General features: G+C 56.1%; 20 protein-coding genes and 2 tRNA genes. 20 read left to right on the plus strand and 2 right to left on the minus strand.

Annotated features, from left to right (window positions below; all coding sequences use genetic code 11):
- Positions 1-75 (plus strand) — tRNA-Gln (locus tag A6013_RS19140).
- Between the two features lie 35 nt (positions 76-110).
- Positions 111-185 (plus strand) — tRNA-Gln (locus A6013_RS19145).
- A 108-nt stretch (positions 186-293) separates the two neighbouring features.
- Here the strand turns inward: A6013_RS19145 and ubiF are convergent.
- Positions 294-1,469 carry a 3-demethoxyubiquinol 3-hydroxylase gene (gene ubiF, locus A6013_RS19150; RefSeq protein ID WP_069733581.1) on the minus strand — a complete coding sequence of 392 codons (1,176 nt, stop codon included), beginning with the start codon at positions 1,467-1,469 and terminating at the stop codon, positions 294-296.
- Positions 1,470-1,604: 135 nt separating this feature from the next.
- Between ubiF and miaB the strand changes: the two genes are divergently transcribed.
- The 10 genes from miaB to rihA all read left to right on the plus strand — a co-directional run bounded on the left by miaB (position 1,605) and on the right by rihA (position 11,829).
- The gene (gene miaB, locus A6013_RS19155; protein ID WP_028012350.1) at positions 1,605-3,029 is read left to right on the plus strand and encodes a tRNA (N6-isopentenyl adenosine(37)-C2)-methylthiotransferase MiaB; all 1,425 of its coding nucleotides are present in this window, start codon (positions 1,605-1,607) and stop codon (positions 3,027-3,029) included.
- 163 nt (positions 3,030-3,192) lie between these two features.
- The gene (locus tag A6013_RS19160) at positions 3,193-4,239 is read left to right on the plus strand and encodes a PhoH family protein (RefSeq protein ID WP_028012349.1); all 1,047 of its coding nucleotides are present in this window, start codon (positions 3,193-3,195) and stop codon (positions 4,237-4,239) included.
- Positions 4,236-4,703 carry an rRNA maturation RNase YbeY gene (gene ybeY, locus A6013_RS19165; protein WP_003858677.1) on the plus strand — a complete coding sequence of 156 codons (468 nt, stop codon included), beginning with the start codon at positions 4,236-4,238 and terminating at the stop codon, positions 4,701-4,703. Before A6013_RS19160 ends, ybeY begins: the two co-directional genes overlap by 4 nt.
- 84 nt (positions 4,704-4,787) lie before the next feature.
- On the plus strand, positions 4,788-5,666 hold the full coding sequence (gene corC, locus A6013_RS19170) for a CNNM family magnesium/cobalt transport protein CorC (protein ID WP_021242574.1): 879 nt from the start codon (positions 4,788-4,790) through the stop codon (positions 5,664-5,666).
- Between the two features lie 5 nt (positions 5,667-5,671).
- Positions 5,672-7,210, plus strand: a complete 1,539-nt coding sequence (gene lnt / locus A6013_RS19175; protein WP_069733582.1) for an apolipoprotein N-acyltransferase — start codon at positions 5,672-5,674, stop codon at positions 7,208-7,210.
- 355 nt (positions 7,211-7,565) lie between these two features.
- The gene (locus A6013_RS19180; RefSeq protein ID WP_014831086.1) at positions 7,566-8,471 is read left to right on the plus strand and encodes an amino acid ABC transporter substrate-binding protein; all 906 of its coding nucleotides are present in this window, start codon (positions 7,566-7,568) and stop codon (positions 8,469-8,471) included.
- A gap of 156 nt (positions 8,472-8,627) precedes the next feature.
- Positions 8,628-9,368 carry an amino acid ABC transporter permease gene (locus A6013_RS19185; RefSeq protein ID WP_028012347.1) on the plus strand — a complete coding sequence of 247 codons (741 nt, stop codon included), beginning with the start codon at positions 8,628-8,630 and terminating at the stop codon, positions 9,366-9,368.
- Complete coding sequence (gene gltK, locus A6013_RS19190) at positions 9,368-10,042, plus strand: glutamate/aspartate ABC transporter permease GltK (RefSeq protein ID WP_028012346.1); 675 nt, start codon at positions 9,368-9,370, stop codon at positions 10,040-10,042. The genes A6013_RS19185 and gltK overlap by 1 nt, the downstream gene beginning before the upstream one ends.
- Positions 10,042-10,767, plus strand: coding sequence for an amino acid ABC transporter ATP-binding protein (locus A6013_RS19195; RefSeq protein WP_014883001.1), 726 nt, complete (start codon positions 10,042-10,044; stop codon positions 10,765-10,767). The genes gltK and A6013_RS19195 overlap by 1 nt, the downstream gene beginning before the upstream one ends.
- A 120-nt stretch (positions 10,768-10,887) precedes the next feature.
- Positions 10,888-11,829, plus strand: coding sequence for a pyrimidine-specific ribonucleoside hydrolase RihA (gene rihA / locus A6013_RS19200; protein WP_048999839.1), 942 nt, complete (start codon positions 10,888-10,890; stop codon positions 11,827-11,829).
- Positions 11,830-11,883: 54 nt separating this feature from the next.
- On the opposite strand, the gene A6013_RS19205 is transcribed toward rihA, so the two are convergent.
- On the minus strand, positions 11,884-12,366 hold the full coding sequence (locus A6013_RS19205; protein ID WP_028012343.1) for a zinc ribbon-containing protein: 483 nt from the start codon (positions 12,364-12,366) through the stop codon (positions 11,884-11,886).
- Positions 12,367-12,582: 216 nt separating this feature from the next.
- Between A6013_RS19205 and leuS the strand changes: the two genes are divergently transcribed.
- The 8 genes from leuS (at position 12,583) to mrdB (ending at position 21,540) form a co-directional block, all read left to right on the plus strand.
- Complete coding sequence (gene leuS / locus A6013_RS19210; protein WP_048338851.1) at positions 12,583-15,165, plus strand: leucine--tRNA ligase; 2,583 nt, start codon at positions 12,583-12,585, stop codon at positions 15,163-15,165.
- Positions 15,166-15,179: 14 nt separating this feature from the next.
- On the plus strand, positions 15,180-15,749 hold the full coding sequence (lptE, locus tag A6013_RS19215; RefSeq protein WP_048956857.1) for an LPS assembly lipoprotein LptE: 570 nt from the start codon (positions 15,180-15,182) through the stop codon (positions 15,747-15,749).
- Positions 15,749-16,780: a DNA polymerase III subunit delta gene (holA, locus tag A6013_RS19220; protein WP_069733583.1), complete on the plus strand. Its 1,032-nt coding sequence runs from the start codon at positions 15,749-15,751 to the stop codon at positions 16,778-16,780. The genes lptE and holA overlap by 1 nt, the downstream gene beginning before the upstream one ends.
- The gene (gene nadD, locus A6013_RS19225; RefSeq protein WP_028012339.1) at positions 16,773-17,438 is read left to right on the plus strand and encodes a nicotinate-nucleotide adenylyltransferase; all 666 of its coding nucleotides are present in this window, start codon (positions 16,773-16,775) and stop codon (positions 17,436-17,438) included. The genes holA and nadD overlap by 8 nt, the downstream gene beginning before the upstream one ends.
- Before the next feature lie 268 nt (positions 17,439-17,706).
- Positions 17,707-18,024 (plus strand): ribosome silencing factor, encoded by a 318-nt coding sequence (gene rsfS, locus A6013_RS19230; RefSeq protein ID WP_003858696.1) that lies wholly within the window; start codon positions 17,707-17,709, stop codon positions 18,022-18,024.
- A gap of 3 nt (positions 18,025-18,027) precedes the next feature.
- Positions 18,028-18,495 (plus strand): 23S rRNA (pseudouridine(1915)-N(3))-methyltransferase RlmH, encoded by a 468-nt coding sequence (gene rlmH, locus A6013_RS19235; RefSeq protein WP_003858701.1) that lies wholly within the window; start codon positions 18,028-18,030, stop codon positions 18,493-18,495.
- 28 nt (positions 18,496-18,523) lie between these two features.
- Positions 18,524-20,425: a peptidoglycan DD-transpeptidase MrdA gene (mrdA, locus tag A6013_RS19240; protein WP_028012338.1), complete on the plus strand. Its 1,902-nt coding sequence runs from the start codon at positions 18,524-18,526 to the stop codon at positions 20,423-20,425.
- A gap of 2 nt (positions 20,426-20,427) precedes the next feature.
- The gene (gene mrdB, locus A6013_RS19245) at positions 20,428-21,540 is read left to right on the plus strand and encodes a peptidoglycan glycosyltransferase MrdB (RefSeq protein ID WP_013097590.1); all 1,113 of its coding nucleotides are present in this window, start codon (positions 20,428-20,430) and stop codon (positions 21,538-21,540) included.
- The last annotated feature ends 14 nt before the right edge of the window (positions 21,541-21,554 follow it).

A 21,554-nucleotide genomic window follows, 5' to 3' on the forward strand; every position in this document is an offset into this window, starting at 1 on the left:
TGGGGTATCGCCAAGCGGTAAGGCACCGGATTCTGATTCCGGCATTCCGAGGTTCGAATCCTCGTACCCCAGCCAATTTAAAAGTCGTTAAGCAGTCTGTTTAACGCAATTGGGGTKTCGCCAAGCGGTAAGGCTCTGGTTTCTGATACCAGCATTCCGGGGTTCGAATCCCTGCACCCCAGCCACTTAAAACAAACAAGCCCGCTCTGCGGGCTTTTTTGTTTTTGTTGCTCAGAATAGTGCGGCCTGATGCCCTCACCCTACCCCTCTCCCACGGGGAGAGGGAATTAAGATTAGAGTCCGAGGGCGTATTTCAAGGCCTGACGCTTCAGCCCACCGGCACGCTCTGCCGCCATTAAGCCAATGTTACGCAGAATGCGCACCGGGGCCAGGTCATTGCTGAAACCGGCATAGAACAGATCCATCCCTGACTGCATAATGAAGTTATCCGCCATACGGCGCGTCTGGTAGCGCTTCAGTACCTGATGGCTGGCCCAGGCTTCCGCGTGAGCGCGTGCGTTGCCCAGCACGTCCAGTAACGCATCGACGTCACGGTATCCAAGATTGACTCCCTGCCCCGCCAGCGGGTGGATGGTGTGTGCCGCATCACCCACCAGCGCCAGCCCTTCTCGGGCATACTGTAAAGCATGACGGCGCGTGAGCGGGAATGCACCTGCGGTGACTGGCGTCACGTTGCCAAGGCGGCTCGGGAAGTGAAGCAGGATCTCGCGCTGCAGCTGCTCCATCGACAGCCCCTGCAGCTGGCGAATGCGCGCCGGTTTGTCGTACCACACCAGCGAAGCCCAGTTATCAAACAGCGGCAAGAATGCATGCGGGCCGTTCGGCGTAAAGTGCTGCCAGGTGCTTTCACCCGGCGCATTCTCACACTGAACGGTGATTAACATGCAGGATTGCTGATATTGCCAGGCATGAACCCCAATACCCGCCATCTCCCTGACCTGCGAGTTAGCGCCATCGGCCCCGACGACCAGCTTCACGGCCAGTTCATCGCCGCTGTCGAGCGTCAGCAAATAGCCGCTTTCATGAGGATGCAGTGCCTTAAGTGACGCAGGCATACGCAGCGTCACCTTCGGATGTGCCTCCAGCGCCTGCCAGAGCGCCAGCTGGAGCACGTTGTTTTCCACCATATAGCCCAGGCGCGGCAGCTTCAGCTCGGCGGCGTCAAACGACACGTGGGCATTTTCCCACTCCCAGGTTTCAAGGCGGCTGTAAGGGTGTGCGCGCATCGCCTGCACCGCCTCCCAGACGCCCAGGCCGCGCAGCAGATCGACGGACGCCGCGCTGATGGCGGAAATGCGCACGTCCGGTTTGCTGGCGGGATCGAATGCCGGGGGAGCCGCCTGTTCAATAATGGTTACATCAAATCCCTGCTGCGCCAGCCCCAGCGCCAGCGCGCCGCCGACCATACCGCCGCCGACAACGGCAACTTCGGTGTGTTGGAGTGTCATGGTCAATTTTCCTTATTGGAGAATCCCTTAAGTTTACCGGATTTTTGCGGTCCTGAGACACACAACCTTCATACTGGTCACAACCCCACCAAAGCATTACAATACGCGGCTTGCAATCCTGAGCTGAGCAAGTCGATGACTAAAAAACTCCATATAAAAACCTGGGGCTGTCAGATGAACGAATACGATTCATCCAAGATGGCCGATCTGCTGGATACCACCCACGGATACCAGCTGACTGAAAATGCGAAAGAAGCCGATGTGCTGCTGCTGAACACATGTTCAATTCGTGAAAAAGCACAGGAAAAAGTCTTTCATGTGTTAGGCCGCTGGAAGCTTCTCAAACGGAAAAATCCGGACCTGATCATTGGCGTCGGTGGCTGCGTCGCCTCGCAGGAAGGTAAGCTGATCCGTCAGAGAGCCCCGTATGTGGATATCGTCTTTGGTCCTCAGACCCTGCACCGCCTGCCGGAGATGATCAATCAGGTTCGCGGTAACCGTAGCCCGGTCGTTGACGTCAGCTTCCCGGAGATCGAGAAATTTGACCGTCTGCCAGAGCCGCGCGCCGATGGCCCGACCGCCTTCGTCTCGATCATGGAAGGCTGCAACAAATACTGTACCTACTGCGTGGTGCCTTACACCCGCGGTGAAGAGGTCAGCCGCCCGGCGGACGACATTCTGTTTGAAATTGCCCAGCTTGCCGCGCAGGGCGTCCGCGAAGTGAACCTGCTGGGCCAGAACGTTAACGCCTGGCGCGGCGAGAACTACGACGGCACCACCGGCAGCTTTGCCGAACTGCTGCGCCTGGTAGCCGCGATTGACGGCATTGACCGTATTCGTTTTACCACCAGCCATCCGATGGAGTTTACCGACGACATTATTGACGTCTATCGCGATACGCCAGAGCTGGTGAGCTTCCTGCACCTGCCGATTCAGTGCGGATCTGACCGCGTGCTGAACCTGATGGGCCGCCCGCATACGGTGCTGGAGTACAAATCCACCATCCGCAAGCTGCGCGAAGCGCGCCCGGATATCCAGATTAGCTCTGACTTTATCGTCGGCTTCCCAGGCGAAACCGCTGATGACTTCGAGCGCACCATGAAGCTCATCGGTGAAGTGAACTTTGACGTCAGCTACAGCTTCATCTTCTCAGCGCGTCCTGGCACGCCTGCGGCCGACATGGTTGATGACGTGCCGGAAGAAGAGAAAAAGCAGCGTCTGTATATTCTTCAGGAACGCATCAACCAGCAGGCCAACGCCTGGAGCCGCCGCATGCTCGGAACCGTCCAGCGCATTCTGGTGGAAGGCACCTCCCGCAAGAGCATCATGGAGCTGTCCGGTCGTACCGAGAACAACCGCGTGGTGAACTTCGAAGGCACCCCGGACATGATCGGTAAATTTGTGGACGTCGAAATTGTCGAAGTGCTGACCAACTCGCTGCGCGCGAAGGTGGTACGCACCGAGGACGAAATGGGCCTGCGTATTGCCGAGTCACCGGAATCCGTTATTTCTCGTACTCGCAAAGAAAACGATTCTGGCGTTGGGATTTACCAGCCTTGATCCTTCAGGCCTGTCTCTTCGGCAGGCCTTGTATTTCCTCTCATCACCCCCAATATCTACCGCAACGCTTGCGCCTTTATTCTGTGGCGTGAATAATTTCGGTAATGACCGTTCTATTGCGCCGTGTGGCAGCGGGTCAGTTAACCATTTAAAGAGGAACAGTTTGAACATAGATACGCGTGAAATTAGCCTTGAGCCCGCAGACAACGCTCGCCTGCTGAGCCTGTGCGGGCCGTTTGATGACAACATCAAACAACTGGAGCGACGTCTGGGTATCGAAATCAATCGTCGCGATAACCATTTCAAACTCACCGGACGCCCTATCTGCGTCAACGCGGCAGCAGATATTCTGCGCAGCCTGTATGTCGATACCGCCCCGATGCGCGGCGAAATTCAGGATATCGAGCCGGAACAGATCCACCTCGCCATTAAAGAGGCGCGCGTGCTTGAGCAGAGCGCGGAAAGCGTGCCGGACTACGGCAAGGCGATCAATATCAAGACCAAGCGTGGCGTCATCAAGCCGCGTACGCCGAACCAGGCGCAGTACATCGCCAATATTCTTGACCATGACATCACCTTCGGCGTGGGTCCCGCGGGTACAGGTAAAACCTATCTGGCGGTTGCCGCTGCGGTGGATGCGCTGGAGCGTCAGGAGATCCGTCGTATCCTGCTGACCCGCCCCGCCGTTGAAGCGGGTGAAAAACTCGGCTTCCTGCCCGGCGATCTGAGCCAGAAGGTCGACCCTTACCTGCGCCCGCTGTACGACGCGCTGTTCGAGATGCTCGGCTTCGAGAAAGTGGAGAAGCTGATCGAACGTAACGTGATCGAAGTGGCCCCGCTCGCCTACATGCGCGGCCGCACGCTCAACGATGCGTTCATCATTCTCGATGAAAGCCAGAACACCACCATCGAACAGATGAAAATGTTCCTGACGCGTATCGGCTTCAACTCGAAAGCGGTGATCACCGGTGACGTCACCCAGATCGACCTGCCGCGCAGCACTAAATCAGGCCTGCGCCACGCCATTGAGGTGCTGTCAGAGGTAGACGAAATTAGCTTTAACTTCTTCCACAGTGAAGACGTCGTTCGCCACCCGGTGGTCGCGCGCATCGTTAACGCCTATGAAGCCTGGGAAGAGGCGGATCAAAAACGCAGGGCCGAACAGGCCGCGGAACGTAAGCGCGAAGCGCAGGAGCAAGAACAGAAATGAGTCAGGTGATCCTCGATTTACAGCTGGCGTGTGAAGACAATTCCGGCATGCCAGAAGAGGCACAGTTTCAGAAATGGCTGGATGCGGTAATCCCCCAGTTTCAGGAAGAATCAGAAGTCACGATTCGCCTGGTGGATGAAGCGGAAAGCCATGAGCTTAACCTGACCTACCGCGGGAAAGATAAGCCAACCAACGTGCTCTCTTTCCCGTTCGAAGCGCCGCCGGGTATTGAGATGCCGCTGCTGGGCGATCTGATCATCTGCCGTCAGGTGGTTGAGCAGGAAGCCAAAGAGCAGCAGAAACCGCTGGAAGCGCACTGGGCGCATATGGTGGTACATGGCAGCCTGCACCTGCTGGGCTACGACCACATTGAAGATGACGAAGCGGAAGAGATGGAGTCCCTTGAGACAGAGATAATGCTTGCTCTGGGCTATGAGGATCCGTACATTGCCGAGAAAGAATAGTCAGTTACTGACTACCATGCCGCCGCGCAGGGACATAGCGCGGCGGTTAACATTGAACTAACAAGAGAACCCTTAACAAACGCCATGAGCGACGACAATTCACACAGTAGCGACACGACAACCAGTAAAAAGGGATTTTTCTCCCTCATTCTGAACCAGCTTTTCCACGGCGAGCCGAAAAACCGTGATGAACTGCTGGAGCTGATTCGTGATTCCGGGCAGAACGACCTTATCGACGAAGATACGCGCGAAATGCTCGAAGGGGTCATGGACATTGCCGACCAGCGCGTCCGCGACATCATGATCCCTCGCTCGCAGATGATCACCCTGAAACGTAACCAGACGCTGGACGAGTGCCTCGATGTGATCATCGAATCCGCCCACTCGCGTTTCCCGGTCATCAGCGAAGATAAAGATCACATCGAAGGGATTTTGATGGCCAAAGATCTGCTGCCGTTTATGCGCAGCGATGCCGAAGCCTTCAGCATGGAAAAAGTGTTACGCCAGGCCGTGGTCGTGCCGGAAAGTAAACGTGTGGATCGAATGCTGAAAGAGTTTCGCTCTCAGCGTTACCACATGGCGATTGTTATTGATGAATTCGGCGGTGTCTCAGGTCTTGTCACGATCGAAGATATTCTTGAGCTGATCGTGGGCGAAATCGAAGACGAGTACGACGAAGAAGAAGATATCGACTTCCGTCAGCTTAGTCGCCACACCTGGACCGTGCGCGCGCTGGCCTCGATTGAAGATTTCAACGACGCCTTCGGTACTCACTTTAGCGATGAAGAGGTCGATACCATTGGCGGGCTGGTGATGCAGGCCTTTGGCCATCTTCCGGCGCGCGGTGAAACCGTTGACATCGACGGTTACCAGTTCAAAGTGGCAATGGCCGACAGCCGACGTATTATACAGGTTCACGTCAGAACGCCGGACGATTCACCGGTGCCAAAACTGGAAGATTAATGTAAATGGCATTTGCCCCATTGCTTGAACGCCAGCGCGTCCGTTTGCTGCTGGCGCTGATACTCGGAGCCAGCGGTACGCTGGCTTTTTCTCCTTACGATATCTGGCCCGCGGCCATTCTCTCCCTGATGGGGCTTCAGGGGTTAACCCTGAATCGTCGTCCGGTACAGGCCGCTGCGATCGGCTACTTCTGGGGGCTGGGGCTATTTGGCTCCGGCATTAACTGGGTCTACGTCAGCATCGCACAATTTGGCGGGATGCCGGGGCCGGTTAACGTCTTCCTGGTCGTTCTGCTCGCCGCCTATCTCTCGCTCTATACCGGTCTGTTCGCCGGGATTCTCTCTCGCCTGTGGCCTAAAACCACCTGGCTGCGTGTCGCCATTGCCGCGCCGGTGGTCTGGCAGATTACCGAGTTCCTCCGCGGCTGGGTGCTGACCGGCTTCCCGTGGCTGCAGTTCGGCTACAGCCAGATTGACGGCCCGCTGAAAGGTCTGGCACCGGTAATGGGCGTTGAAGCCATTAACTTTCTGCTGATGGTGGTAAGCGGCCTGCTGGTACTGGCGCTGGTCACGCGCGGCTGGAAGCCGCTGGCTGTGGCGCTGGTGCTGTTCGCTCTGCCCTTCCCGCTGCGCTATATCCAGTGGTTCACGCCCGAGCCCGAGCGCGCCATGCAGGTTTCCATGGTGCAGGGGAATATCCCGCAGTCCATGAAGTGGGACGAAAAAGAGTTGCTGAACACGCTAAAGATCTACGCCAACGCCACCGAAGAGGTGATGGGCAAATCGCAGCTGATTATCTGGCCAGAATCCGCTATTCCCGATCTGGAAATTAACCAGCAGCCGTTCCTCAACATGATGAACGATCTGCTGGTGGCGCGCGGCAGCACCCTGATTACCGGCATTGTTGATGCGCGCCTGAATCAGCAGAACCGCTACGACACCTACAACACCATTATTACGCTCGGCAAAGACAGCGAATACAGCTACCACTCCACCGACCGGTACAACAAGAACCACCTCGTGCCGTTCGGTGAATTTGTGCCGCTGGAGTCTATTTTGCGTCCGCTGGCACCGTTCTTTGACCTGCCGATGTCCTCCTTCAGCCGCGGTCCGTACGTTCAGCCTCAGCTTCACGCGCACGGTCTGGCCCTGACGGCCGCCATCTGCTACGAAATCATCCTCGGCGAGCAGGTGCGCGATAACTTCCGCCCGGACACCGACTATCTGCTGACCATCTCCAACGATGCGTGGTTCGGTAAATCAATCGGCCCGTGGCAGCACTTCCAGATGGCGCGCATGCGTTCTCTGGAGCTGGCGCGTCCGCTGCTGCGTAGCACCAATAACGGCATCACCGCCGTGATTGGCCCAAAGGGCGAAATCCAGGCCATGATCCCGCAGTTCACCCGTGAAGTGCTGACAACCCAAGTCACGCCTACCACGGGCCTGACGCCGTACGCCCGCACCGGCAACTGGCCACTGTGGATCCTGACCGCGCTGTTCGGCTTTGGCGCCGTGCTGATGAGCCTGCGTCAGCGTCATAAATAATCTTGCCTTCTGATGCCGGGTGGCGACTGCGCCTTACCCGGCAATTTCCTCCCAATCTTCAATTCTGGCACGCCTGTTGCTTTATTTATTCACGTAAACGCTGTCTGGCTTAACGTGCAACCATGTCGCACCAGTGTAAATCGTCGCTAGCACCGAAACGGTGCAACGGGAGATTATTGCCTCTGAATGGTGCGGCGCGCTTCGCAAAAATAAACAATAACGCAGCAAAATCTTTACATTAAGCCAGACTAAATGTTAACAAGCTTGCATAACACTGCACTCGCATTGCGAGAGATATAACAACATCACAATGGGTATCTATGCGTCACTGGCGCTGATAAGAAAGGAGTTGGGTATGCAATTACGTAAACTGGCCACAGCAATGCTGGTTATGGGAATGTCCGCAGGCGTGGTTCACGCTGAAGACGCTCCGGCAGCAGGCAGCACTCTCGACAAGATTGCCAAAAACGGCGTCATCGTGGTCGGCCACCGTGAATCTTCCGTCCCGTTCTCTTACTACGACAACACGCAAAAAGTCGTGGGCTATTCACAGGATTACTCCAACGCTATCGTTGAAGCTGTGAAGAAAAAGCTGAACAAACCTGACCTGCAGGTGAAGCTGATCCCAATCACTTCACAGAACCGTATTCCGCTGCTGCAAAACGGCACCTTTGACTTCGAGTGTGGTTCCACCACCAACAACCTCGAGCGTCAAAAACAGGCGGCCTTCTCTGACACCATCTTTGTCGTGGGCACCCGTCTGCTGACCAAGAAGGGCGGCGCGATCAAAGATTTTGCTGACCTGAAAGGCAAGGCGGTCGTTGTGACCTCCGGCACCACTTCTGAAGTCCTGCTGCACAAGCTGAACGACGAGAAGAAAATGGATATGCGCATCATCAGCGCGAAAGACCATGGCGACTCCTTCCGTACGCTGGAAAGTGGTCGTGCCGTCGCGTTTATGATGGATGACGCCCTGCTGGCGGGCGAACGTGCGAAGGCGAAGAAACCAGACAACTGGGATATCGTCGGTACCGCGCAGTCCAAAGAAGCCTACGGCTGTATGCTGCGTAAAGACGATCCGCAGTTCAAAAAGCTGATCGATGACACTATCGCCCAGGTGCAGACCTCCGGCGAAGCGGAAAAATGGTTCGACAAGTGGTTTAAGAACCCGATTCCACCAAAAAATCTCAATATGAACTTTGAACTGTCTGACGACATGAAAGCGCTGTTCAAATCTCCAAATGACAAGGCTCTTAACTAATTAGAACAACAGGGGCGGGACCTCCTGCCCTCTCGATTGTCGGGAAGCATGGACAGACATATACGCTGAGTGGTCGTTCCCCACTCAGCGCGAAAAAAGAGCTTCTCACCAATCTTCGAGGGTAGCGCTGCTACCCTCTTTTTTCTGGAGTTTATTATGTCAATAGACTGGAACTGGGGCATCTTCCTGCAACAAGCCCCGTTCGGCAACACCACCTATCTTGGCTGGCTGTGGAGCGGCTTTCAGGTTACCGTGGCATTATCGATAACGGCGTGGATCATCGCGTTTCTTGTCGGTTCGCTGTTCGGTATTCTGCGCACCGTCCCTAACCGTTTTCTTTCAACAATTGGCACACTGTATGTGGAACTGTTCCGTAACGTTCCGCTCATCGTGCAGTTCTTTACCTGGTATCTGGTCATCCCGGAACTGCTGCCGGAAAATATTGGCATGTGGTTCAAGTCGGAGCTGGATCCGAACGTGCAGTTCTTTGTCTCCTCCATGATGTGTCTGGGGCTGTTTACCGCTGCGCGCGTTTGCGAGCAGGTGCGTGCCGCCATTCAGTCATTGCCACGCGGACAAAAAAATGCGGGCCTGGCGATGGGCCTGACCCTGCCACAAACCTACCGCTACGTGCTGCTGCCTAACGCCTATCGCGTTATCGTTCCACCGATGACCTCTGAGATGATGAACCTGGTGAAAAACTCGGCCATCGCCTCAACCATCGGCCTGGTGGATATGGCTGCACAGGCGGGCAAGCTGCTGGATTACTCCGCTCACGCGTGGGAATCCTTCACCGCGATCACGCTCGCGTATGTTCTGATTAACGCTTTCATCATGCTGGTGATGAACCTGGTTGAACGCAAAGTACGCCTGCCGGGCAATCTGGGAGGCAAATAATGTACGAATTTGACTGGAGTTCTATTGTTCCATCTATGCCTTACCTGCTTGATGGCCTGGTGATTACCCTAAAGATCACCGCGATCGCTATCGTCGTGGGTATCGTCTGGGGCACCCTGCTGGCCGTCATGCGCCTGTCGAGCTTTAAGCCGCTCGCCTGGTTTGCGACTGCCTACGTTAACGTCTTCCGCTCCATCCCGCTGGTGATGGTGCTGCTGTGGTTTTACCTGATTGTTCCAGGCTTCTTACAGAACGTGCTGGGACTGTCGCCGAAAACCGACATCCGCCTGATCTCTGCGATGGTGGCGTTCTCGATGTTTGAGGCCGCTTACTATTCAGAGATTATCCGTGCGGGTATCCAGAGTATCTCCCGTGGGCAGTCCAGCGCCGCGCTGGCGCTGGGAATGACGCACTGGCAGTCCATGCAGCTCATCATTCTGCCTCAGGCGTTTCGCGCCATGGTTCCGCTCCTGCTGACCCAGGGTATCGTGCTGTTCCAGGATACCTCTCTGGTTTACGTTCTGAGTCTGGCGGACTTCTTCCGTACCGCGTCGACCATAGGTGAACGTGATGGTACGCAGGTCGAGATGGTGCTCTTCGCGGGTGCGGTCTATTTTGTGATTAGTTTAAGCGCGTCGCTGTTGGTCAGCTGGCTGAAGAAAAGGACGGTATAATGATTTCCCTGAAAAATGTTTCTAAATGGTATGGGCACTTTCAGGTGCTGACCGACTGCTCCACCGAAGTCAAAAAAGGCGATGTGGTGGTGGTGTGCGGGCCGTCCGGTTCCGGTAAGTCTACGCTGATCAAAACGGTTAATGGTCTGGAGCCTGTGCAGCAGGGCGAAATTGTTGTTAACGGCACGAAAGTGAACGACAAGAAAACCAACCTGGCCCAGCTTCGCTCTCACGTCGGCATGGTGTTCCAGCATTTTGAGCTATTCCCTCATCTGTCCATTATTGAGAACCTGACGCTGGCTCAGGTCAAAGTGCTCAAGCGTGATAAAAAAGCGTCGCGCGAAAAGGGGCTCAAGCTTCTGGAGCGCGTGGGGCTTTCTGCACATGCCGATAAGTTCCCGGCACAGCTTTCCGGCGGCCAGCAGCAGCGTGTGGCGATTGCGCGCGCGCTGTGCATGGATCCGGTGGCGATGCTGTTCGATGAGCCCACGTCAGCACTCGATCCTGAAATGATCAACGAAGTGCTGGACGTGATGGTCGAGCTGGCGCACGAAGGGATGACCATGATGGTGGTGACGCACGAAATGGGCTTCGCCCGTAAAGTGGCCAACCGCGTGATCTTCATGGACGAAGGGAAAATTGTCGAAGACTCACCGAAAGAAGAGTTCTTCGCCAACCCGAAATCCGAACGCGCCAAAGATTTCCTCGCGAAAATCCTGCACTAATCTTCTCGGTGCGCAATCTGCGGATTGCGCACTGCTTCACGCTTTAGATCTCTTTTTCTATTCGGCGTCACATCGCAGCGTTAACCTTGTCACAAAATAATGCTAAGAATGGAGAACGCTATGGCACACCCTATAATTCTCGACTGCGATCCGGGTCATGATGACGCGATCGCGCTCGTCCTCGCGCTTGCCTCCCCGGAACTGGACGTGAAAGCGGTCACCTCGTCCGCCGGAAATCAGACGCCGGACAAAACCCTGCGCAACGTTTTACGAATGCTGACGCTGCTGAAACGCACCGATATTCCTGTCGCAGGCGGCGCCGTTAAGCCGCTGATGCGCGAGCTGATCATTGCCGACAACGTTCACGGTGAAAGCGGGCTGGATGGCCCGGCGCTGCCGGAGCCGGGCTTTGCACCGCAAAACTGCACCGCCGTGGAGCTGATGGCGAAGGTGCTGCGTGAAAGTGCAGAACCCGTCACCCTGGTGGCAACTGGCCCGCAGACTAACGTTGCGCTCCTGCTGAACAGCCATCCGGAACTGCGCGGTAAAATCGCTCGTATTGTGATTATGGGTGGGGCTATGGGGCTTGGGAACTGGACGCCTGCGGCCGAATTCAACATCTTTGTTGATCCGGAAGCGGCGGAGATCGTCTTCCAGTCGGGCCTGCCGATTGTGATGGCGGGGCTGGACGTGACGCATCGGGCACAGATTATGGCAGACGATATTGAGCGCTTCCGCGCCGTGGGCAACCCGGTTGCGACAACCGTAGCCGAGCTGCTCGACTTCTTTATGGAGTATCACAAAGCCGAGAAATGGGGCTTTCACGGCGCGCCGCTGCATGACCCGTGCACCATCGCCTGGCTGCTGAAGCCTGAAATGTTTACCACGGTGGACAGATGGGTTGGCGTGGAGACGCAGGGGAAATATACCCAGGGGATGACGGTGGTGGATTACTATTCGCTGACGGGGAATAAACCGAATACGACGCTGATGGTGGATATCGACCGGGAGGCGTTTGTGGATTTGCTGGCGGAAAGACTTGCTTACTATTGTGCGGCCTGATGCCCTCACCCTGGCCCTCTCCCGGTGGGAGAGGGAACTAAACTGCGCTTTTACTTATGGCTCAAACGGGCGACGCTGGAACTGATCGTGCCCGCACTTCGGGCACAGCGGCAACACATCCGGCGTATATACCGCAATATGGTGATGGCACTTCTCGCACACCAGATTCCCCAGCCCCACCACTTCACCGCTCTGGTACACGCCGTGATGATTTAAATCCTGGAACACCTCGCGCCACTCCAGCTGGGTTTTATCGGTAATATCCGCCAGCTCCTGCCACAGGCTCTCTTTGATCACCCGCATAAAGACGCTGTCGGCGATCTCATCCTGGCTCTCTTCGTAGCTGCGCGCGAACTCTTCCAGATCGCGGCGTACGGCGCGCGTCACCTCTTCCACTTCGGTTCGCGTTAACTCACCCGTTTGCGTCACCCGTTCACGCGCCTGTTCGACCAGCGCGTCAATATCGCGCTCGCCGTTACGCAGCCGTTCCGTCAGTGTCGCCACCAGTTCGCGGTAAAATTGAGCAACCTTGTTCATCATTTTGCCTCCCGGGTAAGTAACTATTTCTAATAATAGACCTTATTTCGCCGCCGCTTTGTCAGGTCAAGCACAGACCCGGTAAATTCCTGCAAAGTGCAATTGCGCGAAAGGCTGTTTTGACGCGGGCGTTTGGGCTATGCTATGCGGATCTGAATTACCACATCCATTGGCTACATTTTTGTAGCTGTATTGAACACAGGACCACTGGCTGCCATGCAAGAGCAATACCGCCCGGAAGAGATAGAATCAAAAGTCCAGCAACACTGGGACGAGAAGCGCACCTTTGAAGTAACCGAAGACGAGAGCAAAGAGAAGTATTACTGCCTGTCGATGCTTCCCTATCCTTCTGGTCGACTACACATGGGCCACGTGCGTAACTACACCATCGGTGATGTGATCGCCCGTTACCAGCGCATGCTGGGCAAAAACGTTCTGCAGCCAATCGGCTGGGATGCGTTCGGCCTGCCTGCAGAAGGCGCAGCGGTAAAAAACAATACCGCTCCGGCACCGTGGACGTACGACAACATCGCGTACATGAAAAACCAGCTCAAAATGCTGGGCTTCGGCTATGACTGGAGCCGCGAGCTGGCGACCTGTACCCCGGAATACTACCGCTGGGAGCAGAAGTTCTTCACCGAGCTGTACAAAAAAGGCCTGGTGTACAAGAAGACCTCTGCCGTTAACTGGTGCCCGAATGACCAGACCGTTCTGGCGAACGAGCAGGTTATCGACGGCTGCTGCTGGCGCTGCGACACCAAAGTTGAGCGTAAAGAGATCCCACAGTGGTTTATCAAAATCACCGCTTACGCTGACGAACTGCTGAACGATCTGGATACGCTGGATCACTGGCCTGACACCGTTAAGACCATGCAGCGCAACTGGATCGGCCGTTCTGAAGGCGTGGAAATTACCTTCAACGTTGAGAACTACGACCAGACCCTGACCGTCTACACCACCCGTCCGGACACCTTCATGGGTGCGACCTATCTGGCCGTGGCCGCAGGTCACCCGCTGGCGCAGAAAGCGGCAGAGAACAACCCGGAACTGGCGACCTTCATCGATGAATGCCGCAACACGAAAGTGGCCGAAGCCGACATGGCGACGATGGAGAAAAAAGGCGTTGCGACGGGCTTCTATGCTAAGCACCCGCTGACGGGCGAAGCGATCCCGGTCTGGGCAGCAAACTTCGTTCTGATGGAGTACGGTACAGGTGCAGTCATGGCCGTTCCGGGTCACGATCAGCGCGACTACGAGTTTGCCACCAAATACAACCTGCCGATTAAAGCCGTTATTCTGGCCGCCGATGGTTCTGAACCTGACCTGTCCGAGCAGGCGTTGACCGAAAAAGGCACCCTGTTCAACTCCGGTGAGTTCAGCGGCCTCAGCTTCGAAGAGGGCTTCAACGCCATCGCCGATAAGCTGGCCTCACTGGGCGTGGGCGAGCGTAAAGTGAACTTCCGTCTGCGCGACTGGGGCGTGTCCCGTCAGCGTTACTGGGGTGCGCCAATTCCAATGGTGACCCTGGAAGACGGCACCGTCATGCCAACGCCTGAAGATCAGCTGCCCGTGATCCTGCCGGAAGACGTGGTTATGGACGGCATCACCAGCCCGATCAAAGCCGATCCTGAGTGGGCTAAAACCACCGTCAACGGCCAGCCTGCGCTGCGTGAAACCGACACCTTCGATACCTTTATGGAGTCCTCCTGGTACTACGCGCGCTACACCTGCCCGCAGTACAAAGAAGGCATGCTGGATTCTGACGCCGCCAACTACTGGCTGCCGGTAGATATCTATATTGGTGGTATCGAACACGCCATCATGCACCTGCTCTACTTCCGCTTTTTCCATAAGCTGATGCGCGATGCCGGCATGGTGAACTCTGACGAGCCCGCTAAACAGCTGCTGTGCCAGGGTATGGTGCTGGCAGACGCCTTCTACTATGTTGGCGCGAACGGAGAGCGTAACTGGGTTTCTCCGGTTGATGCGATCGTTGAGCGCGACGAGAAAGGCCGTATCGTGAAGGCGACAGACGCTGAAGGCCATGAACTGGTTTATACCGGCATGAGCAAGATGTCCAAGTCTAAAAACAACGGCATCGACCCGCAGGTGATGGTTGAGCGTTACGGCGCGGACACCGTACGTCTGTTCATGATGTTTGCTTCTCCGGCTGATATGACCCTTGAGTGGCAGGAGTCGGGCGTAGAAGGCGCGAACCGCTTCCTGAAACGCGTCTGGAAGCTGGTGTACGAACATACCGCACAGGGTGATGCTCCGGCACTGAACGCCGCTGCGCTGAGCGAAGATCAGCAGGCGCTGCGTCGTGATGTTCATAAAACGATCGCGAAAGTGACCGATGATATTGGTCGTCGTCAGACCTTCAATACCGCAATTGCGGCTATTATGGAACTGATGAACAAGCTGGCGAAAGCCCCGCAGGACGGCGAGCAGGATCGTGCCATCATGCGTGAAGCGCTGCTGGCCGTGGTTCGCATGCTTAACCCGTTCACGCCACACGTCAGCTTCACCCTGTGGCAGGAGCTGAAAGGCGAAGGCGATATCGACAACGCGCCGTGGCCGGTGGCTGACGAAGCAGCGATGGTGGAAAACACCACGCTGGTGGTGGTCCAGGTCAACGGCAAAGTCCGTGGTAAAATTACCGTGGCGGTCGATGCAACTGAAGATCAGGTTCGCGAGCGCGCGGGCCAGGAACCTCTGGTTGCGAAATATCTTGAGGGCGTTACCTTACGTAAAGCGATCTACGTACCGGGTAAACTGCTCAATCTGGTCGTTGGCTAAGCGCGGGAGGAAACGTGCGACAACTGGCAACAATACTCTTATCTCTGGCGGTGCTTGTCACCGCTGGCTGTGGCTGGCATCTGCGCAACACCACGGCGGTGCCACCTGAAATGAAAACGATGATTTTCGACTCATCAGATCCGAATGGCCCGCTCAGCCGGGCTATCCGTAATCAGCTGCGCCTGAATGACGTTGAGCTTATCGAGAAAGGTACGCTTCGTCAGGATGTACCGTCCCTGCGTGTTGTCGGAGGGGGACTGTCTAAAGACACCGCCTCTATCTTCCAGGATGGTCGTACCGCTGAGTATCAGATGGTGTTGACGGTCAACGCGGCTGTACTAATCCCGGGTAAAGACATCTATCCGATCAGCGCAAAAGTGTATCGTTCGTTCTTTGATAACCCACAAACCGCGCTGGCGAAAGATGCCGAAGAGCAGATTATCATCAACGAAATGTACGACAAGGCGGCGGAACAGCTGATCCGCAAACTGCCGGGTATTGCAGCGTCTAACCGAGAAGGCTCTGACATTATTGAAAAACCGGATGCCAGTACGTCTCCTGTTTCTACCTCTCTGGGTAAATGATGATCAGGCTGTATCCTGAACAACTCCGCGCGCAGCTCAATGAAGGGCTGCGCGCGGCGTATCTGCTGCTCGGAAACGACCCGTTACTACTTCAGGAAAGCCTGGATGCCGTGCGGCATGCGGCCGCGACTCAGGGCTTTGATGAACACCATACCTTTCAGGTGGATAACGCCACCGACTGGAACGCCCTCTTCTCACTCTTTCAGGCGATGAGCCTTTTTGCGTCGCGCCAGACAATCCAGATCCTGCTGCCGGAGAACGGCCCTAACGCGGCCATCAATGAGCAACTCGCCACGCTGGTCAGCCTGTTACATAGCGATCTGCTGTTAATTGTGCGCGGCAGCAAGCTCACCAAAGCGCAGGAAAACGCGGCATGGTTCACCCAGCTCGCGACCCACGCGGTGCTGGTCACCTGCCAGACGCCTGAGCAGGCGCACCTGCCTAAATGGGTCGCCGCGAGAGCGAAGCAGCACAACCTTCAACTGGACGATGCGGCGAACCAACTGCTCTGCTACTGCTATGAAGGCAACCTGCTGGCCCTGGCACAGGCGCTGGACAGGCTCTCCCTGCTCTGGCCGGACGGCAAGCTGACCTTACCGCGCGTTGAGCAGGCCGTTAACGATGCCGCACACTTCACGCCGTTCCACTGGGTGGATGCTCTGTTGTCGGCGAAAAGCAAACGCGCCCTGCATATTCTCCAGCAGCTGCGCCTGGAGGGCAGTGAACCCGTCATTCTGCTGCGCACGCTGCAGCGCGAGTTGTTGCTGCTGATAACGCTCAAGCGCCAGTCGGCCCATACGCCGTTACGCTCCCTGTTTGATAAACACCGGGTGTGGCAAAACCGGCGGGCAATGACCACCGAGGCCATCAACCGCCTGAGCCATGAACAGCTGCGCCAGGCTGTGCAGCTTCTGATGCGCGCCGAGCTTACCCTAAAACAAGATTACGGCCAGTCGGTGTGGGCGGAGCTGGAAAGCCTTTCCCTGCTGCTCTGCCACAAGGCGCTGGCTGACGTATTTATTGATGGATAGTATGCACTCTTTACAGGCCCTGTATGGCGGCACCTTTGACCCGGTACACTACGGGCATCTGAAGCCGGTAGAAATTCTGGCAAATCTGATCGGCCTGCAGCGCGTTACCATCATGCCCAATAATGTTCCGCCGCACCGCCCCCAGCCTGAAGCAACCAGCGAGCAGCGCAAAGAGATGCTCGCTCTGGCTATCGCGGATAAGCCGCTCTTCAGGCTGGATGAACGGGAATTGCGTCGCGACACCCCCTCATGGACGTCGCAAACGCTTCAGGAGTGGCGGGCCGAGCAAGGGCCTGACCAGCCGCTCGCCTTTATCATCGGTCAGGACTCCCTGCTCAACTTCCCCACGTGGCACAAGTATGAAACCATTCTGGGGAACAGCCACCTGCTCGTCTGCCGCCGTCCGGGCTACCCGCTGACCATGCGCGAAGCGCAATATCAGCAGTGGCTTGAAGACCATCTCACCGATAACGTTGAAGATCTTCACAACCAGCCCGCCGGGAAGATTTATCTGGCGGAGACGCCGTGGTTCGACATCTCTGCGACCGTTATTCGCGAACGTTTACAGCAGGGTTTAGCCTGTGACGATCTGCTGCCTGCCCCGGTGCTGGCGTATATTCATACGCACGGGTTGTATCAGAAAACCGCAGATAAATAGCCGGAGGGCATAAAAAGCAGCATATTGATTATCCTGCCTTGACAGGTTAAGCCATACTGTTATCCTCCGCTGCCAGACTTTCCCGCCGATCGTTGCTTTACAGAAATTGTTTTACAAAAATGGCGATGCAATCTCAGGCGGAGGGTGGGATGATACCCGCCTTCAAAAGCCCGGACGGTGACATTTGTCCCGACAGGGGCGTCAGTTCAGGTATACTGTCTGGCCACGAATTCATAGTTGTACAATCTCATTCACCCAGGGGGAAAACTTGCAGGGTAAAGCACTCCAGGATTTTGTTATCGACAAAATTGATGACCTGAAAGGTCAGGACATCATCGCTATCGACGTTAAGGGTAAATCCAGTATTACCGACTGCATGATTATCTGCACCGGTACCTCTACGCGTCATGTTGTTTCGATTGCCGACCATGTGGTTCAGGAATCGCGCGCAGCAGGACTCTTACCGCTTGGCGTTGAAGGTGAAGCGACCGCTGACTGGGTGGTTGTTGACCTCGGCGATGTGATTGTCCACGTCATGCAGGAAGAGAGCCGTCGCCTGTATGAGCTGGAAAAACTCTGGGGTTAATGCGTGAAGTTGCAGCTGGTCGCCGTCGGCACCAAAATGCCGGACTGGGTACAAACCGGTTTTACTGAATATCTGCGTCGTTTTCCCAAAGACATGCCGTTCGAACTGGTGGAGATCCCCGCCGGGAAGCGCGGTAAGAACGCGGATATCAAACGTATTCTCGACAAAGAGGGTGAACTGATGCTTGCTGCCGCAGGCAAGAACCGCATCGTCACCCTTGATATTCCAGGTAAACCCTGGGATACGCCGCAGCTGGCGCATGAACTGGAGCGCTGGAAGCAGGATGGCCGCGACGTCAGTCTGTTGATTGGCGGACCTGAAGGGTTATCCCCCGCCTGCAAAGCGGCAGCAGAACAAAGTTGGTCTCTCTCTGCGCTGACGCTGCCCCACCCGCTCGTGCGGGTCCTGGTGGCGGAAAGCTTGTATCGCGCGTGGAGCATTACTACCAACCACCCCTATCACCGCGAGTAATGACTGACCAGGGTAGATTAAGCAGCGGATGAAACTACAGAATTCTTTTCGCGACTATACGGCTGAGTCCGCGCTGTTTGTGCGCCGGGCGCTGGTCGCCTTTACGGGGATTTTGCTGCTTACCGGCGTGCTGATCGCCAACCTTTATAATCTGCAAATTGTCCGCTTTACCGATTACCAGACGCGCTCTAACGAAAACCGCATTAAGCTGGTGCCTATCGCACCCAGCCGCGGCATTATCTACGACCGTAACGGCACCCCTCTGGCGTTAAACCGCACCATCTATCAAGTCGAGATGATGCCGGAGAAGGTCGATAACGTGCAGAATACGCTGGAAGCGCTAAGGAGCGTTGTCGATCTTAACGATGATGATATCGCGGCCTTCAAAAAAGAGCGCGCCCGCTCTCACCGTTTCACCTCCATTCCGGTTAAAACCAATCTGACGGAAGTCCAGGTCGCCCGTTTTGCGGTGAACCAGTACCGCTTCCCCGGTGTGGAAGTGAAGGGTTACAAGCGTCGCTACTATCCTTACGGATCCGCGCTGACGCATGTGATTGGCTACGTTTCCAAGATTAACGATAAAGACGTCGAGCGCCTCGATAAAGACGGCAAGCTGGCGAACTACGCCGCGACGCACGATATCGGCAAGCTGGGGATCGAGCGCTACTACGAAGATGTCCTGCACGGGCAGACCGGCTATGAAGAAGTTGAGGTTAACAACCGTGGCCGCGTCATCCGCCAGCTTAAAGAAGTGCCGCCTCAGGCGGGGCACGACGTCTATCTGACGCTCGATCTCAAACTGCAACAGTATATTGAAACCCTGCTGGCGGGCAGCCGCGCCGCCGTGGTGGTCACCGATCCGCGCACCGGCGGCATTCTGGCGATGGTTTCCATGCCAAGCTATGACCCGAACCTCTTTGTTGACGGCATCTCCAGCAAAGACTACTCCGGCCTGCTGAATGACCCTAACACCCCGCTGGTGAACCGCGCCACGCAAGGCGTTTACCCGCCGGCATCAACGGTTAAACCGTACGTGGCGGTCTCAGCGCTGAGCGCGGGCGTCATCAACCGCAATACCAGCCTGTTTGACCCGGGCTGGTGGCAGCTACCGGGCTCTGAAAAACGCTATCGCGACTGGAAGAAATGGGGCCACGGCCATCTGAACGTTACGAAATCTCTGGAAGAATCTGCGGATACCTTCTTCTATCAGGTGGCGTATGACATGGGCATTGACCGCCTGTCAGAGTGGATGAGCAAATTCGGCTACGGGCACTACACCGGCGTGGATCTGGCTGAAGAGCGCTCCGGCAACATGCCAACCCGTGAGTGGAAGCTGAAGCGCTTTAAGAAGCCGTGGTATCAGGGTGATACCATACCGGTGGGTATCGGCCAGGGTTACTGGACGGCCACCCCGCTTCAGATGAACAAAGCGATGATGATCCTCATTAACGACGGCGTGGTGAAAGTTCCGCATCTGCTGCAAAGCACCGTTGAAGATGGCAAAAAAGTGCCGTGGGTGCAGCCCCATGAAGCGCCGGTAGGCGACATCCATTCCGGCTTCTGGGAAATAGCGAAAGACGGTATGTACGGTGTGGCAAACCGTCCAAACGGAACCGCGCACAAGTATTTCGCCGGTACGCCATATAAAGTGGCCGCGAAATCCGGTACGGCGCAGGTCTTTGGCCTGAAAGCCAATGAAACCTATAACGCACACCGCATTGCCGAACGTCTGCGTGACCATAAGCTGATGACGGCGTTTGCCCCTTATGATAACCCGCAGGTGGCGGTGGCAATGATTCTGGAGAACGGCGGCGCTGGCCCGGCGGTAGGGACCATCATGCGCCAGATCCTGGACCACATTATGCTGGGTGATAACAACACCGAACTGCCGGCTGAAAATCCGGCCGCCGCTGCGGCGGAGGACCAATAATCATGACGGATAATCCAAATAAAAAATCGCTGTGGGATAAAATTCACATCGACCCAGCCATGCTGCTGATCCTGCTGGCCCTGCTGGTTTACAGCGCCCTGGTTATCTGGAGCGCCAGCGGCCAGGACATCGGCATGATGGAACGCAAGATCGGCCAGATCGCGATGGGTCTGGTCATTATGGTGGTAATGGCGCAGATCCCGCCGCGCGTCTATGAAGGCTGGGCGCCCTATCTCTACATCTTCTGTATTATTTTGCTGGTGGCGGTAGATGCGTTCGGTGCCATCTCAAAAGGGGCACAGCGCTGGCTGGATCTGGGCGTTGTTCGTTTCCAGCCCTCGGAGATTGCCAAAATCGCAGTCCCGCTGATGGTGGCGCGCTTTATCAACCGCGACGTCTGTCCGCCGTCGCTGAAAAATACCGCTATCGCCCTGGTGCTGATATTCCTGCCGACACTGCTGGTTGCGGCGCAGCCTGACCTCGGCACCTCGATCCTTATCGCCCTCTCCGGCCTGTTTGTCCTGTTCCTGTCGGGCTTAAGCTGGCGTCTGATTGGTATCGCGGTGGTGCTGGTTGCAGCGTTTATCCCTATCCTGTGGTTCTTCCTGATGCATGACTACCAGCGCCAGCGCGTCATGATGCTTCTCGATCCGGAAACCGATCCGCTCGGTGCGGGCTATCATATTATTCAGTCCAAGATTGCGATTGGCTCCGGCGGCCTGCGCGGTAAAGGCTGGCTGCACGGTACCCAGTCGCAGCTGGAGTTTTTACCGGAGCGCCACACCGACTTTATCTTTGCGGTACTGGCGGAAGAGCTGGGACTGGTTGGCATCCTGATCCTGCTGGCGCTCTACGTGCTGCTCATCATGCGAGGTTTGTGGATTGCGGCCCGCGCGCAGACCACTTTCGGCCGCGTCATGGCAGGCGGACTGATGTTGATTTTATTCGTTTATGTCTTCGTAAATATTGGTATGGTGAGTGGTATTCTGCCGGTGGTAGGCGTACCGCTGCCGCTGGTGAGTTACGGAGGCTCGGCACTGATCGTGTTGATGGCCGGGTTTGGTATCGTGATGTCGATCCACACCCACAGAAAAATGTTGTCAAAAAGCGTATAAAAATAAGGGGATCG

This window comes from Enterobacter sp. IF2SW-B1 (assembly GCF_001743375.1).
In the GTDB taxonomy this organism is placed as follows: Bacteria; Pseudomonadota; Gammaproteobacteria; order Enterobacterales; family Enterobacteriaceae; genus Enterobacter; species Enterobacter bugandensis.